18 protein-coding genes and 1 pseudogene are annotated in these 12,873 nt (G+C 33.8%); 17 read left to right on the top strand and 2 right to left on the bottom strand.

The genetic code is table 11. From position 1 onward, the window contains the following. Positions 1-105 precede the first annotated feature (105 nt). The 3 genes from M1D66_RS28650 (at position 106) to M1D66_RS28640 (ending at position 1,692) form a co-directional block, all read left to right on the top strand. A complete protein-coding gene (locus tag M1D66_RS28650) occupies positions 106-1,236 on the top strand; it encodes an AimR family lysis-lysogeny pheromone receptor (RefSeq protein ID WP_242555284.1) in 1,131 nt (376 codons plus the stop codon). Beyond that, positions 1,233-1,376, top strand: coding sequence for a hypothetical protein (locus tag M1D66_RS28645; RefSeq protein ID WP_242555285.1), 144 nt, complete (start codon positions 1,233-1,235; stop codon positions 1,374-1,376). Before M1D66_RS28650 ends, M1D66_RS28645 begins: the two co-directional genes overlap by 4 nt. 139 nt (positions 1,377-1,515) lie before the next feature. Beyond that, a complete protein-coding gene (locus M1D66_RS28640) occupies positions 1,516-1,692 on the top strand; it encodes a hypothetical protein (RefSeq protein ID WP_242555286.1) in 177 nt (58 codons plus the stop codon). A 22-nt stretch (positions 1,693-1,714) separates the two neighbouring features. On the opposite strand, the gene M1D66_RS28635 is transcribed toward M1D66_RS28640, so the two are convergent. Further along, positions 1,715-2,053 (bottom strand): helix-turn-helix domain-containing protein, encoded by a 339-nt coding sequence (locus M1D66_RS28635; protein WP_242555287.1) that lies wholly within the window; start codon positions 2,051-2,053, stop codon positions 1,715-1,717. Between the two features lie 177 nt (positions 2,054-2,230). Between M1D66_RS28635 and M1D66_RS28630 the strand changes: the two genes are divergently transcribed. The 11 genes from M1D66_RS28630 to M1D66_RS28580 are packed head-to-tail and all read left to right on the top strand — an operon-like array spanning position 2,231 to position 8,425. Beyond that, positions 2,231-2,527 (top strand): helix-turn-helix transcriptional regulator, encoded by a 297-nt coding sequence (locus M1D66_RS28630; RefSeq protein ID WP_242555288.1) that lies wholly within the window; start codon positions 2,231-2,233, stop codon positions 2,525-2,527. Between the two features lie 42 nt (positions 2,528-2,569). Continuing rightward, the gene (locus M1D66_RS28625) at positions 2,570-2,725 is read left to right on the top strand and encodes a DUF6906 family protein (protein WP_242555289.1); all 156 of its coding nucleotides are present in this window, start codon (positions 2,570-2,572) and stop codon (positions 2,723-2,725) included. 20 nt (positions 2,726-2,745) lie between these two features. Continuing rightward, positions 2,746-2,943, top strand: coding sequence for a hypothetical protein (locus M1D66_RS28620; protein WP_242555290.1), 198 nt, complete (start codon positions 2,746-2,748; stop codon positions 2,941-2,943). Positions 2,944-2,954: 11 nt separating this feature from the next. Further along, positions 2,955-3,143 carry a helix-turn-helix transcriptional regulator gene (locus M1D66_RS28615; protein WP_000277639.1) on the top strand — a complete coding sequence of 63 codons (189 nt, stop codon included), beginning with the start codon at positions 2,955-2,957 and terminating at the stop codon, positions 3,141-3,143. A gap of 20 nt (positions 3,144-3,163) precedes the next feature. Beyond that, entirely contained in the window at positions 3,164-3,805 is a 642-nt protein-coding gene (locus M1D66_RS28610; RefSeq protein WP_242555291.1) for a sigma-70 family RNA polymerase sigma factor, read from the top strand. Between the two features lie 47 nt (positions 3,806-3,852). Beyond that, positions 3,853-5,088: an SNF2-related protein gene (locus M1D66_RS28605; RefSeq protein WP_242555292.1), complete on the top strand. Its 1,236-nt coding sequence runs from the start codon at positions 3,853-3,855 to the stop codon at positions 5,086-5,088. Further along, on the top strand, positions 5,078-5,395 hold the full coding sequence (locus M1D66_RS28600; RefSeq protein ID WP_242555293.1) for a hypothetical protein: 318 nt from the start codon (positions 5,078-5,080) through the stop codon (positions 5,393-5,395). Before M1D66_RS28605 ends, M1D66_RS28600 begins: the two co-directional genes overlap by 11 nt. Continuing rightward, positions 5,396-5,674 carry a VRR-NUC domain-containing protein gene (locus M1D66_RS28595; RefSeq protein ID WP_242555294.1) on the top strand — a complete coding sequence of 93 codons (279 nt, stop codon included), beginning with the start codon at positions 5,396-5,398 and terminating at the stop codon, positions 5,672-5,674. Next, positions 5,674-7,593: an AAA family ATPase gene (locus tag M1D66_RS28590; RefSeq protein ID WP_242555295.1), complete on the top strand. Its 1,920-nt coding sequence runs from the start codon at positions 5,674-5,676 to the stop codon at positions 7,591-7,593. The genes M1D66_RS28595 and M1D66_RS28590 overlap by 1 nt, the downstream gene beginning before the upstream one ends. Before the next feature lie 23 nt (positions 7,594-7,616). Further along, positions 7,617-7,934, top strand: coding sequence for a hypothetical protein (locus M1D66_RS28585; RefSeq protein WP_000268681.1), 318 nt, complete (start codon positions 7,617-7,619; stop codon positions 7,932-7,934). Next, entirely contained in the window at positions 7,934-8,425 is a 492-nt protein-coding gene (locus M1D66_RS28580) for a DUF669 domain-containing protein (RefSeq protein ID WP_242555296.1), read from the top strand. The genes M1D66_RS28585 and M1D66_RS28580 overlap by 1 nt, the downstream gene beginning before the upstream one ends. A gap of 65 nt (positions 8,426-8,490) precedes the next feature. Here M1D66_RS28580 and M1D66_RS28575 read toward each other — a convergent pair whose 3' ends face one another. Continuing rightward, complete coding sequence (locus tag M1D66_RS28575; RefSeq protein WP_090977279.1) at positions 8,491-8,946, bottom strand: hypothetical protein; 456 nt, start codon at positions 8,944-8,946, stop codon at positions 8,491-8,493. A 143-nt stretch (positions 8,947-9,089) separates the two neighbouring features. Between M1D66_RS28575 and M1D66_RS28570 the strand changes: the two genes are divergently transcribed. From M1D66_RS28570 to M1D66_RS28560, 3 genes and pseudogenes are all read left to right on the top strand, one after another. Further along, complete coding sequence (locus M1D66_RS28570; RefSeq protein WP_242555297.1) at positions 9,090-10,403, top strand: hypothetical protein; 1,314 nt, start codon at positions 9,090-9,092, stop codon at positions 10,401-10,403. A 1-nt stretch (position 10,404) separates the two neighbouring features. Further along, positions 10,405-10,635: a hypothetical protein gene (locus M1D66_RS28565; protein ID WP_141544940.1), complete on the top strand. Its 231-nt coding sequence runs from the start codon at positions 10,405-10,407 to the stop codon at positions 10,633-10,635. Between the two features lie 229 nt (positions 10,636-10,864). Continuing rightward, positions 10,865-12,730, top strand: a pseudogene (locus M1D66_RS28560) (DNA primase family protein). Positions 12,731-12,873 lie beyond the last annotated feature (143 nt).

Here is a 12,873-nt window from a genome sequence, read left to right as displayed (position 1 = left end):
ACTTGCCTCGTATGAGTCCATCTTAGTATATCACATTTACGCAATGTTCCTTATTGAAAAAATTGTTAGGATGGAAGTTTATGTTCGGCGAAGGGGGAAGTAAGTTTGCAGCAGGTAATGAATAAATTATTATCTAGGATAGAATCAGTTGGGCTGTCAAGAAGGCAGTTTGCTGTAAAAATGGGCGATAACCGTGAGACGTTTCGCAAGGGGATTACTTGTAGTAGTGAAATGAATGTAGAATTATTTTTTAAAGCTACAAATTTTTTATATGATAACCCTGAGGTAAAGAGAATGATTACAAGCGAATATTTTACTGCCTGTAATCAACCCAATAATATAATTGTGGGATTAATTTATTGTCAAGTGCAAGGCGAGTATGATTTAATGAGTCATATAATTGAAAAAAATGAAGATAATTCTAGTTTATCAATTTATTTTACAATTTATAAATTATTTAATAGTCGTAATAAAAATGAATTGAGAGGACAGTCTCTCTATAAAAAAATTAGAGAGACTCAATTTTCTGCAAATCCTCATGTTCAAGTTATGGTTAACATTTTGTATATGTTAGCTTTAGCAGATAAGCCAAATAATAATACAATTATTCAATATGTAGATGAGGTTGAATCAAATCTGGAATTAATAGAATCTGGACGTATAAAGGAATATCTTCGTATGCTAGCGGATGAGCGGATTGCATATATGCATTTGTGGAGAATTGAAGTAGAACAAAGTAGGAAGCTTTTTAATACTATTATAGAATCTGAAGTAGACGTTCCTATGATTAAGTGTACGGCCATTTGTGGGCTTGGAGAGGGGTATCAAATAGACAACCCAAAGAAAGCTGAAGAGCTTTTAGTTCAGGCTACAGAGTCATTGAAAAAAATTAATGTTAAGCAAAAGAACCAAAAATCCATAGCGCTGCATACAACTTTAGCTCATGTGCGTATACATAATAATATCAACATTGATAAAATTGACGTTTCTTTACTGCATCCAAACGAAAGAGCGACATATGAATGTCTTTTTGGTAATCGAGAATTTGGACTATCAATATTTGATGAATTAAAGAAAAAGGGATTTTCACCGTTCCAACGTATCTCATATTCATTATGTATTAATGACTTAGAAGGTATGGAGCAGGCACTTTTGGAGTTTGAATTAATGGGATTGAGTTTTTACGGGCGAATGTATAAAATGATACTTAATAGGGAAGGGGTAGGGCTAATATGAAAAAGATGATGTCTATATTCCTGCTAGTAGTAGGAATAATAGGAGTTAATGAGAATATAACACATGCTCAGAAAATGGAACAACAACCACAAATTAAACAAGAATTAAGGATGTATGTACAAGACCCGGGAGGAAGTTAACTAAAGATAATTAATTATAAAATAGAAAGTCGCTACTAAGTAGCGGCTTTCAGTGCGTTTAAGGGGTGACATTATCTTATAGGGGGGCGAGAAAAAGTTGTCACCTAATTTTCACTAATAGAAAATAGGAGGAATTTTGATGTTAGAAACCGTAGGGGTAGTAGAACAAACAAAATTTATGATTGGAAAACTCTTAGAGTCTAAAACAGTCAGTTGTGATGTTGAATATGTGATAAATGAGTTATATAAAACAGGAATATATACGAAAGAGGAATTTGATGAAATCACGAATATATTGCAACAAAAAAAGGACTAGCCAAATGCTATTCCTTTTTTTGTTAACTCAACATACGTTTTATAGCAATGTTGAAAAAATCTCTTACTTTTTCAGTTTCCTCGATAGTAAGTTCTCTTCCACCATAATTAAGTGTACCGTTTTCTAAAATATCTTGTAGGTTATCTTTGGAGCCATTTGGATTATCAGTTCTTCCCAAAATGAAGTCGGTTGTAGAATTAAATACATCAGCTAATTTACATAGCATTTCGGGATTTGGTTTTCTGTAGTTTATTTCATAACCATTGTAGGTTGAAATTGAGACTTCTAATTGATTTGCCACATGTTCTGTTGTCCACCCATATCTTTTACGTAGAAACTTTAAGTTTTCGCCTATATCCATCTATAATCCCCCTAAAATAGAGTAATTTAACCGTTTTACTATAACTTGAATACCTGTATAAACAGCTTACACTAAAATAAAAATAAAATCTACGCATATAGCGTATAAAATACTATTTACTTTTACGTGAAATGCGTATAATATAGTGAGCAATAAGCGAAGTAAGGGGGGTACCTCATGAAAAGAGATTGGCTTGTGAAAATAAGAAAACAGCATGAGTTGACGCAAGCAGACATCGCGGAAGCTTTAAGTATAAGCCCTACACACTATGCAGACATCGAGAGTGGAAGAAGAACACCCGTGGCATCTTTGGCTATGAAAATCGCAACATTTTTAGAGTTTCCAGTAGAGTGGCTTCTATTACCTTCTTATCTGCATAATGCGGAAAAATGGGTATTGAAACTAGCTATGCAAATGGATTTTCCTTCGGAAGAAATTTTTTTGAATGCATTTCCGCGAATTGCGGAAAAATGAAATCTTGTAAGAAAACAAGTTAACTGAAGGAAGGTGGAAAAAATGAAAAACGGCAAGAAACCATCTAAACGTGAAAAAGTCCATATTGCGTCGTATAAGTTGAATCCTGAAAACTGGTTGATCTTTAAGAAAACAGATGGACAACTTCACTTAATGCATCGAAATACCTTTGCTACACGTGTAATTCCAAATTTATAACTGAAGGGGGATAAACCAAAATGAACATCCAAGAATACGGTGATCGTGAAAAAAAGCTTGTAAGGCTAATAGGTACATCAAAGCTGTGGGGTTTTAATCAGTTTGTACTGGATTTGGTTGAAATACATGAGGTAGAAAAAACGCAAGAAATCGTTAGTGAGTTAGGGCGTCATGCTGTAGATACTGCTAAATTACACGAAGAAACAATTGCTAAATAAGGATGATCTCAATGTATAAGAATCTATTTATCGCTCGAAAAGAGAAGCGTATGACACAAGAAGCGGCTGGGAAGTTAGTAAACATGTGTAAGCAAACTTATTATCTAAAAGAAAATTGTAAACGTGATTTCACCTTAAAAGAAGCCCAGAAGCTTGCAAAATATTTCAAAACAACAGTGGACGAGCTGTTTGAAAAATAATGAAGGGATGTGAGTAGAGGATGTTACCAAATGATTTATTTGAGGGAAAGAAAAAGCTAGTATTTGCAGCGATTAAACAGCACTTTGGGAGTTTTCCAAAAGCGAAGCAAATGGCACAAATGAATCAAATTGAACTAGATGACTTAATTCAAGTAGGCTTTATAACCTTATGGGAAGCATGTTTGAAATACGATCCAAATAAAAAAGAAACTTTCAATGCTTATGTGATGGCTCATATGAAATGGAGAATGAGTGATGAAATTAATAGGAAAAAGTTAATTAAACTTACGTGTCACGCTACACCTGAAGAAATTGAAAAGGTCAGTTTCCAATCAATTGATTTGCATCATGAAGGAGAAACAGAAAATGAATTTTTTGCTATATCAGATATCGATGTAGAAGAAGATGTGATGAAGGCAATTGAATTTGAAGAAATAATGGGTGTGTTAGATGAGAGAGAAAAGTTTGTTTTGATGCACACATCATATGGGTTTACGGATCTTGAAATTGGGTCCTTACTTGGCAAAAGTAGACCGGTTATTACCCAAATAAAGCATCAGGCCTTCTTTAAAGTAAATCCTAATTATAAAGAAACAGGGGAAAAATCTTTATTATTAAATCGTAGAAAAAGAGAAAACCACCAGTTGGGGCTGGTGATTTAACAGAAACATACATTAACGACATTATAACACGAAATTTGGTGATGTACATGCAACTCTTTCCACACCAAGATAGAGTGTTGAACGATACATACAAGCATAATCGAGTGGCGTACTACCTTGATATGGGGCTAGGGAAGACCTTTGTAGGCTCTGAAAAGATGTGGGGGCTCAATACACCATATAACTTATTAATCTGTCAGAAGTCCAAAATAGACGACTGGAAAGAGCATTTTGAACAACATTATGACTACAAAGTAATTGTGTTCGATAAGCAACAATTAGAACATATACCACCTGAAAGTGTTTTAATTATCAACTATGACAAAGTATGGCGTAGGGATGAACTAAAGAAGTTAAAGGGTTTCACAATTATGCTGGACGAGTCTTCCATGATTAAAAATGAAAAGTCTAATCGAAGTAAATTTATCTTGGGATTAAACGCTGAAAATGTCATTTTACTATCAGGTACACCGACAGGTGGAAAGTATGAAGAATTGTGGTCACAACTGCATTTGTTAGGTTGGAATATTAGTAGAAAACTATTCTTAAAACAATTCGTAGTCCAGGAATGGGATGATAAAAACCAACAAATGAAAATTACAGGCTATAAAAACGTAGAGCGGCTAAAAGCAAAGTTAAAAAAGCATGGTGCTGTATTTATGAAAACAGAGGAAGTCTTTGATTTACCAAATACCATTGAGATTCCAGTGAAGATACCTGTTACCAAGATGTACAACGAATTTAAGAAGCATCACATTATAAAAATTGGTGAAGAATTATTGATCGGTGATACACCAGCAGCTAAAAAATTGTACTTAAGGCAACTCGCAGGGAGTTATAACGAACATAAATTACAATACATCAAGGACCTTATAGAAAGTACAAATGACCGCATCATTATCTTTTACAACTTTAAAAAGGAATATAAGACATTGGTTGATATGATTGAAAAACCAATTGCTACAATAAACGGTGATATTAAGGACCTTTCAGCCTATGAAAACTGTGATAACTCGGTCACGTTAATTCAATATCAAGCTGGTGCGATGGGATTAAACCTACAGAAAGCTAATAAGATTGTTTATTTTACGCTAACAGATAAAAGTGAGTTGTTTGAACAAAGTAAAAAACGAACGCATCGTATAGGGCAAAAAAGACCTTGTTTTTACTATTACTTACTTACAGATGGATCGATAGAATGGCGCATGTTAGATGTTCTGAAAGAGCGTAGGGATTATACAGATGCTTTATTTGAAAAGGAGGAAGATGTAAATGCCCAATGAAGTGCAAGCATTTGAAAATAAATATTTAGCGGTTATGACAGCAATTGCAATTCATACTCAACAGGAGAAAGCACTCGCTGAGAAGTCAAAAGAAATGAAAGCGGAGCTTGAAAAAGAAATGGATGAGCACGGTATCAAGTCCATTGATAACGATCTAATCAAAATTACAAGAGTTGATGAAAGTAAGACAACATCAATTGATACGAAAAAGCTAAAGGACAAAGAACCAAAATTATATGGTGAGCTTTTAGAAGATTATCCCAAGACATCTGTTCGACAAGCTCATGTGAAATTTGTGGTGAAGTAAATGAAAGAGTCACAATTCCAAGCAAAAGTTATCAAATATTTAAAAGAAAAAGATGTATGGCACGTAAAGTATTGGGCTGGTAGTCAGTATACCAAAGAAGGAATACCCGACATTTTAGCATGTATTGGTGGAATGTTTCATGGAATCGAGTTGAAAACGGATGTAGGTACACCTTCAAAGCTACAACTATATAGCATTCGTAAAATAAAAGATTCAGGCGGACAAGCTTATATTTTAAGGCCAAAAGATTTTGAAGCATGGAAAGAACGGTGGTTTTGATGACGCAATATAGTTATAGCCGAGTTTCACTGTATGAAGATTGTCCCTATCACTTTGATCTAAGGTACAACAAACGTTTAACTGAAATTCAGGATTTAACAAATGCAGCAAATCCATTAATCATTGGTCATGCTTTGCATACAGGAATAGAAAATGATGTAAAAAAAGCTTTGAATGAATACTACAATGCATTTCCAGTTATGAATGATGCCATTGTAGAAGAAGCCATGAAGCTAGAAATTTTGATTCCAAAAGTAAAAGACTTTTTAGAAGAAGCATTCGGGGAATTTGAGTTCATTCACGAGTACAAGATTGATAAGCCGAATTACATTGGATTTGTTGATCTCATTTTAAAAGCACCTGACGGTACATGTATGGTAATTGATTTTAAGTATTCAAATAACATCAAGAATTATATGAACAGCGGACAGTTGCACATTTATAAAGATTACCTTGAGCAAGACGGGTTTGACATAAAAAAAATAGCGTATTTATTTGTTCCAAAAACAAGTATTAAGCAAAAGAAAGATGAAGATTTACACACGTTTAGAAAACGTTTAGTACAAACAGTGGAGGAATCGCAAGTTGAATTTGTTCCAATTGAATTTGATGAATTGAAAACGGTGTATTTCTTAAATAGCATCAAAAAGATTGAAAAAGCCAACAGCTTTTCAAAGAGAAATACAAGTGGAAATTGCTTTGCTTGTAACCCACGTTTCAGACCTAACTATTTAGAAGCCATAGTAAATAAAAAGGGAGAGATTGAAATGGTATTACCTAAAAATGAACGTCGTGAAAGAAAAATTGATACAAAGCCAGACTTTTGGTTATATGCAGATAGTTACACTGGAAAGAGTACTTTCGTAGATCAAGTGGAAAACGTTCTTTTCTTAAATACGGATGGTAACACGGATAATACGACAGCACCTGTTATCCCAATTGTAGATGAAGTAACGAAAAAAGGACGTGTGACAAGTCGTAAATTAGCTTGGGATTTATTCCTGGATGTAGTTGCTGAATTAGAAGCGGCTGAAAATGATTATGAAGCTGTAGCAATTGACCTGGTTGAAGACCTTTATGAACATTGCCGCGTATATGTATTTGATAAAAACAGTTGGGAGCATGAGTCAGATGGTTCATACGGCAAAGGTTGGTCATTAGTAACAACTGAGTTTAATAACGCTATGAAGCGATTGAAGGCGTTAGGTTACCAAATTATTTATATCAGTAAGGAAAAAGTTGAGGAATACACCCTTAAAGGTGGAGCGAAGCGTACAACATTCAAACCAAATATCAATGACAAAGTAGCAAATTTCCTTTCGGGAACAGTTGATTTAACATTACGTGCTTATGTCGATTCGGATGATAAACGATTTTTACAACTTACGAAAAAACAAAATGTATTCGGTGGTGGTCGTTATGATTTCCAAGTAGATACAATTCCACTTGATATGGAAGCATTCATTGAAGAGCTTACGGCTGCACAAGAAGGAAAGGCGAAAGAGAAAAAGCCAAAACGCACAGGTCGTAAGCAAAAGGAAGAAACGTCTGAAGAAAATGTGGCCACAAAAATTATGTATTTCCAACATGAAGGTTCTGATGATTTCATTGTAGTTAAAAAGGGTGAGTCATTAGATTTCTTAGAAACAGATATTTTTGATGAACGTACGAAAAAAGAATATGAACAATGGCTTGCTGAAAAAGAAGAAGATGGACCTGAAGAAAAGGTAGAAGAAAAGCCGAAACGTAGTCGTCGTATTCGTAAGGAGGAACTAGATACACATGTAGAGGACGAAAAGCCAAAGCGTGAACGTCGTCAACGTAAAGCGGTTGAAGATGATACGCCACCAGGTGAAGCTGATGGACCAACTGAAGAAGAAGCACCTAAACGTACGCGTAGATCAAGGTCAAATAAATAATTATAAAAAGGGAGAGATAAATTATGGCAGTAAAGGAACTGAATACAAAAGAACAGCATTATGCTGATACTCGTGAAGAAGCGGAAGGAATTGTGACAGAAGCAAAGGATAATGCATATCTAACATCATTCAAAATTAGTGAAAAACACAATAAATATGGTACTTACTTCTTAGTTGATCTAGCTTTCAGCTATAACACGCCACGTGAAATTATGGAAGATGCAGAAGCATCTCCAAAAGGTGATGAAGAATCTGGTGAAAAACATGAAGGTGTGGAATATAGTGTGAATCCAGATGGTACAGTTTCAGTTAATGACGATGAAGAAGGAGAAGATGAATAATGGCAGAGGAAAAATTTAACTGGTCTAAATTTGATAAAAAAGTAGATTTAGAAGCGTTAGCAGCAGATGTACAAGAAGTAGAAGAAAACGGTGGTGGCGGAGACTTTGAAAAGGTTCCGGATGGTCAATATGAAGTAGCGGTTGAAAAAATGGAACTCACTGAATCTAAGAAAGGTGACCCAATGCTTATGATTTGGTTCAACATCGTTGATGGTGAATTCGAGGGTCAAAAGATTTTCTATTACAAAGTAATGCAACCTCAAAATGATAATGCGTGGGGTTATCAAGTTCATCAAAATAACGAAATGTTACGTAAGCTTTGGGATTGCAAAGAAGAAGACGTTAAATTTACTAGCTTTGGAGAGTATGCAGATTTAATACTTGATATTCATGAAGACATCGACGATAAATTTGAATATTTACTTGAAAAAGAAACGGACAAAAAAGGTTACGATCAATTTAAAATTTTAGAAGTGTTTGAAGTTGAATAAATGAATAAGGGGAGCCGATGAGCTCCCTTTTATTTTGAAGATATTGAATGAATATAGGTTTTTAATTATTGAACAAACAGATGATTCAATATGTCAGTATGAATGCCTTCCTGGCACATTCTTGTTGAATCATGTGCAGTGGATGGATCAGGATTTACATTGGTTAAGTTTTGGATTGTTCCACCACCCATTGTTAAAATTGCATCAAACTCTAGTAAACCTGAACAATCTTTATGTTCGGTATCATATTCGCAACCCACACCATGAAATATCTTTCTTCTATATTTCGCTTGGTAAGGTAATTTAATATGACATGATATCTTTAGATTCCAAGGGTCGTTTTCATTTTCAACGTGTACAGTGATTTCTGAAGTACTTGTCTGTCCTTCAGCCCATCTTTCGTTACCATGGCAATAAGGAATTCCTAAGCGATTACGACGAGTTACATCATCTTCATGATCTGCAAAAGGTTTGTTATTCAGTTTGTTAGATAAATTCACAATTATTTGTTGAGTATCCATTGATTAAAACCACCTTTTCATAATTTTGTTCAATACTATGATGTCAGTCTATAAAGGCTTTATTCAATTTCGTTATTGATAAAATTAAAAGTAATAATAATGAAAATTATTTATAGTTAGTTAAATGAACAGGAAGTGACAGCATGCTTTTCTATGACTTTGAAGTGTTCACGAATGATTGGTTAGTAGTCATTACAAATACAGACGATCAATCAGAAGAAATTTTCGTGAATGATGAACAAGCTTTGATTGATTTTTATAATCAACATAAAAATGATATTTGTTTTGGATATAACTCACATATATCCAAAACAAAAGCGCAATTAAGTGCCTTTATTCTAGATGCTAAGCAACCCACTGTTCCAAGGGATGATGAATTTGACTTTACATTTCCAGCAACGTTGAAAATCAATAAATACACCGAAGTCCTGGATTTTTATAAAGAAAATAAAGATTACAATAAGGTTTTAGAACTCAATATTGCAGGTGTACCGCACCTTTTCGCATGGGGTGGTTTGCACGGTGCAAGAAGTAATTACGCTGGTACTGGTCACTTTCTGAATATAGACGTAGAAAGTTATTATCCTGCATTGATGATTGAGTATGGCTATTTATCTAGAAACGTAAAGAATCCTGGTAAATTTCGTGGCATTCGTGACACCAGGATTAAATATAAAGCTGTTAAAGATAAACGACAAGCACCCTTGAAGATTGTAATTAATGGGACATATGGAGCGATGAAGGATAAGTACAATGGACTTTATGATCCACTTATGGCCAACAATGTTTGTATTGGTGGAATGACATTACTTCTGGATTTAATTGAAAAATTAGAGCCACATTGCGAGGTTATCCAATCAAATACGGATGGTGTCTTAGTTAAGCTGCAGCATTATAATGATTACGATTTGATTGATGATATTTGTTACGCATGGGAACAACGTACAAAAATGAAATTAGAGTTTGAAGAGTTTGTAAAAGTTATTCAGAAGGATGTTAATAATTATATTTTGGTAGATGCGGAAGGGAAATATAAATCTAAGGGTGCTTATGTAAAAAAACTGAATCCACTTGATTATGATTTACCAATTGTAAATGAAGCGGTTGTTAATTATTTCGTAAAAGGCATTGATCCAGAGGAAACAATCTTTCATTGTACGGAACTAGTGAAGTTTCAAAAGATTGTAAAGATAAGTAGCAAATATGATTATGCAAGGTACGGCACAAGAAGGATGAATGGAAAGGTATTTCGTGTATTTGCAAGTGTGGATTTAAATGATAAACAATTATGCAAAGTAAAAGATGGAGTAGCTGAAAAGATTGCTTATGTACCTGAACGATGTTTCATCGTAAATGATGATATTAATAGTATGAAAATACCAGGTAAATTAGATTACTGGTGGTATTGGGAATTAACAAACAAGAGAATCAATGATTTTTTAGGGGAGGGTAAATAATATGGAAAAGTGGTCTGAAGAAAGAATTGCAGCTTATAAAGATTATGTTAGGAATTATGAAAAAGATATGTTGGATTATGAAAACAGAATAACCGAGCATCAAAAGGGTTTGAGAAGTATGATCGAGGCGGTTTGTAGTGTGAGAGAAAAGAGACGTGAAACATTAACAGAATTATATAAGCAAGGTTGGCTATTAGATGATGATAAATGGGTGGAAGTGAACAAAAAATAAAAGAGTAGCTAACTAAAGTTAGCCACTAAGCCCTCGGGTATGAAGGAAAATCAGAAACTGTATCTACATTATTAACAAAATATTGAGCTTTAAACAGTTTTTAGAAAAAATGACCTCATATAATGGGTTAAATTCGTTTTTTAAATCTTTTTTAATACCGTAGGTATCTGACAATTTAAAGTTTATTAAAATAAATTATAAGGGCGTTTTATGAAAGTTGGTGATTTCTTTGTATAAAGGGTACCTGAAGGGCAACGGAAAACATGCAGCTAGTAAATTTAAGGATGGCACGAAGTTATTATCGTATCATACAGCAAGAAAACATGACTCCTTCGTAGGTATTTTAGATGACGATTACATTATGGTTGATATTGATGATATAGATGAAGCTGAAATGCTTCTAGACATCATAGAAGATAAAAATATTCGATGCTCCGTATTAGAAACAACAAATGGTATGCATTTTTATTTCAAAGGCTATGACATTACAGCAAATAAAATAAAGTGGTTTTCCAATATCGGGCTACTTTGTGATTATAAATTAGGAATAAAAAACACTGCCGATCCACTTAAAATAAATGGTGAAACTCGTAGATGGTTATGAAAATCAAATGAATATGATCCATTACCAAGTTGGTTATATCCGTACAACAAGAAAAATCCGAACCTCACCAAAATGACTGAAGGTGATGGGCGAAATGATAAATTGTTTACTTATATATTAAAATTGCAATCTCAAGGAATGGCTAAAAACGATATTAAAGAGACCATTTCCATTATTAATAATTATATTTTGGAAGAGCCTGTTGAACAAAATGAATTAAATATAATTTTACGTGATGAAGCATTCATGAAGGAGTCCTTTTACATAAAGAGCGCCTTCCAACATGAAAAATTCGGGGATTTTCTAATAAATGAACATCATATCTGTAAGAGCACAAATATCCTACACATCTATAAAGACGGTGTATATTCGGACAAGCAAGAAGATATTGAAGAAGCCATGATTAAACATATTCCAGCTTTAAAAAGGATGCAACGTCAAGAAACACTGGCTTATTTACAGTTAAAAGCAAAGCATAAAAATTTTGCTTCTACCAAATATGTTGTTGTGAAGAACGGTGTATTTAATTTAGAAACGTGGCAATTAGAAGACTTTACACCTGAAATTATTACACGTAATAAAATTCCAGTCGCTTATATTCCAGATGCTTACTATAAAGTTACGGATAAAACATTAAATAAAATTGCGGTAAATGATAAAACAATTCGCTCTATTTTAGAAGAGATTCTTGGTTATATTTTATTCCGTCGGAATGAATTTGCGGCTACGTTCATCTTAACTGGGAATGGTTCGAATGGAAAATCATCATATTTAAAGATCATTCGTCAGTTAGTAGGAGAAGAAAATACATCTTCATTAGATTTAAATGAATTAGATCAGCGATTTAAAACGGCTGAGTTATTCGGGAAGTTAGCAAACATTGGCGATGACATCAGTAAAGGGTACATTAAAGAATCATCGGTATTTAAAAAACTATCTACTGGCGAAACATTAAACGTGGAAAGAAAGGGAAAGGATCCATTTGATTTTACGAACTATGCAAAATTAATTTTTAGTGCAAATGAAATGCCACGTATTAATGATTTTACTGATGGATTAGGGCGAAGACTTCAAATTGTACCATTTAAAGCAAAGTTCACACCTGAGGATGAAGATTATGATCCATTTATTACAGATAAATTGTTATCGGATGAATCGATGCAATATGTATTGCTACTTGCGTTAAAAAGCTTGAAACGTTTGCTTGATGAAAAGAAATTCACGAAATCGAAAGCAGTTGAAGAAGAACTTGTGAAATACCAGGAAGAAAATAATCCAATTATTAGTTTCGTAAACAATGAAAATATTGAGCTAGAACGGTCGGTTGTAGGAGATGTGTATCTTCAGTATAAAGTGTATTGTGCGGAAAATGGCTTTCAGTCCGTTAGTAATATTAATTTTAGTAAGCAAATTTCTCAGTTATTTGGCTATAAATCACATGTTCAAAAGGTTGACGGTAAGAATAAGCGCATTTTCATCAATAATGAATAGAATTTTTTCGCGCTTCCAAAAGACATGGTCAAAGGGTCGTGACCGTTTTTTGGGTCAAAGCGTTTTTTAAACTCAGTTATATCAATAGGTTTAAAAATATGTTTGACCATTTTTGGTCACAAAAATCTTCAAAAATCACAGAT

Source organism: Bacillus sp. PK6-16 (assembly GCF_056530295.1).
The sequence above is the reverse complement of the archived record's forward strand: the minus strand, read 5'-3'. Positions and strand labels throughout refer to the sequence as shown.

Bases quoted from the DNA above. Each gene is read 5' to 3' on its own strand.
- M1D66_RS28585 (WP_000268681.1), top strand. From the start codon at position 7,617: ATGGCAGTAAAGGAACTGAATACAAAAGAACAGCATTATGCTGATACT.
- M1D66_RS28610 (WP_242555291.1), top strand. From the start codon at position 3,164: ATGTTACCAAATGATTTATTTGAGGGAAAGAAAAAGCTAGTATTTGCA.
- M1D66_RS28600 (WP_242555293.1), top strand. From the start codon at position 5,078: ATGCCCAATGAAGTGCAAGCATTTGAAAATAAATATTTAGCGGTTATG.
- M1D66_RS28580 (WP_242555296.1), top strand. From the start codon at position 7,934: ATGGCAGAGGAAAAATTTAACTGGTCTAAATTTGATAAAAAAGTAGAT.
- M1D66_RS28570 (WP_242555297.1), top strand. From the start codon at position 9,090: ATGCTTTTCTATGACTTTGAAGTGTTCACGAATGATTGGTTAGTAGTC.
- M1D66_RS28630 (WP_242555288.1), top strand. From the start codon at position 2,231: ATGAAAAGAGATTGGCTTGTGAAAATAAGAAAACAGCATGAGTTGACG.
- M1D66_RS28590 (WP_242555295.1), top strand. From the start codon at position 5,674: ATGACGCAATATAGTTATAGCCGAGTTTCACTGTATGAAGATTGTCCC.
- M1D66_RS28575 (WP_090977279.1), bottom strand. From the start codon at position 8,946: ATGGATACTCAACAAATAATTGTGAATTTATCTAACAAACTGAATAAC.
- M1D66_RS28645 (WP_242555285.1), top strand. From the start codon at position 1,233: ATGAAAAAGATGATGTCTATATTCCTGCTAGTAGTAGGAATAATAGGA.
- M1D66_RS28595 (WP_242555294.1), top strand. From the start codon at position 5,396: ATGAAAGAGTCACAATTCCAAGCAAAAGTTATCAAATATTTAAAAGAA.
- M1D66_RS28640 (WP_242555286.1), top strand. From the start codon at position 1,516: ATGTTAGAAACCGTAGGGGTAGTAGAACAAACAAAATTTATGATTGGA.
- M1D66_RS28625 (WP_242555289.1), top strand. From the start codon at position 2,570: ATGAAAAACGGCAAGAAACCATCTAAACGTGAAAAAGTCCATATTGCG.
- M1D66_RS28620 (WP_242555290.1), top strand. From the start codon at position 2,746: ATGAACATCCAAGAATACGGTGATCGTGAAAAAAAGCTTGTAAGGCTA.
- M1D66_RS28565 (WP_141544940.1), top strand. From the start codon at position 10,405: ATGGAAAAGTGGTCTGAAGAAAGAATTGCAGCTTATAAAGATTATGTT.
- M1D66_RS28605 (WP_242555292.1), top strand. From the start codon at position 3,853: ATGCAACTCTTTCCACACCAAGATAGAGTGTTGAACGATACATACAAG.
- M1D66_RS28635 (WP_242555287.1), bottom strand. From the start codon at position 2,053: ATGGATATAGGCGAAAACTTAAAGTTTCTACGTAAAAGATATGGGTGG.
- M1D66_RS28615 (WP_000277639.1), top strand. From the start codon at position 2,955: ATGTATAAGAATCTATTTATCGCTCGAAAAGAGAAGCGTATGACACAA.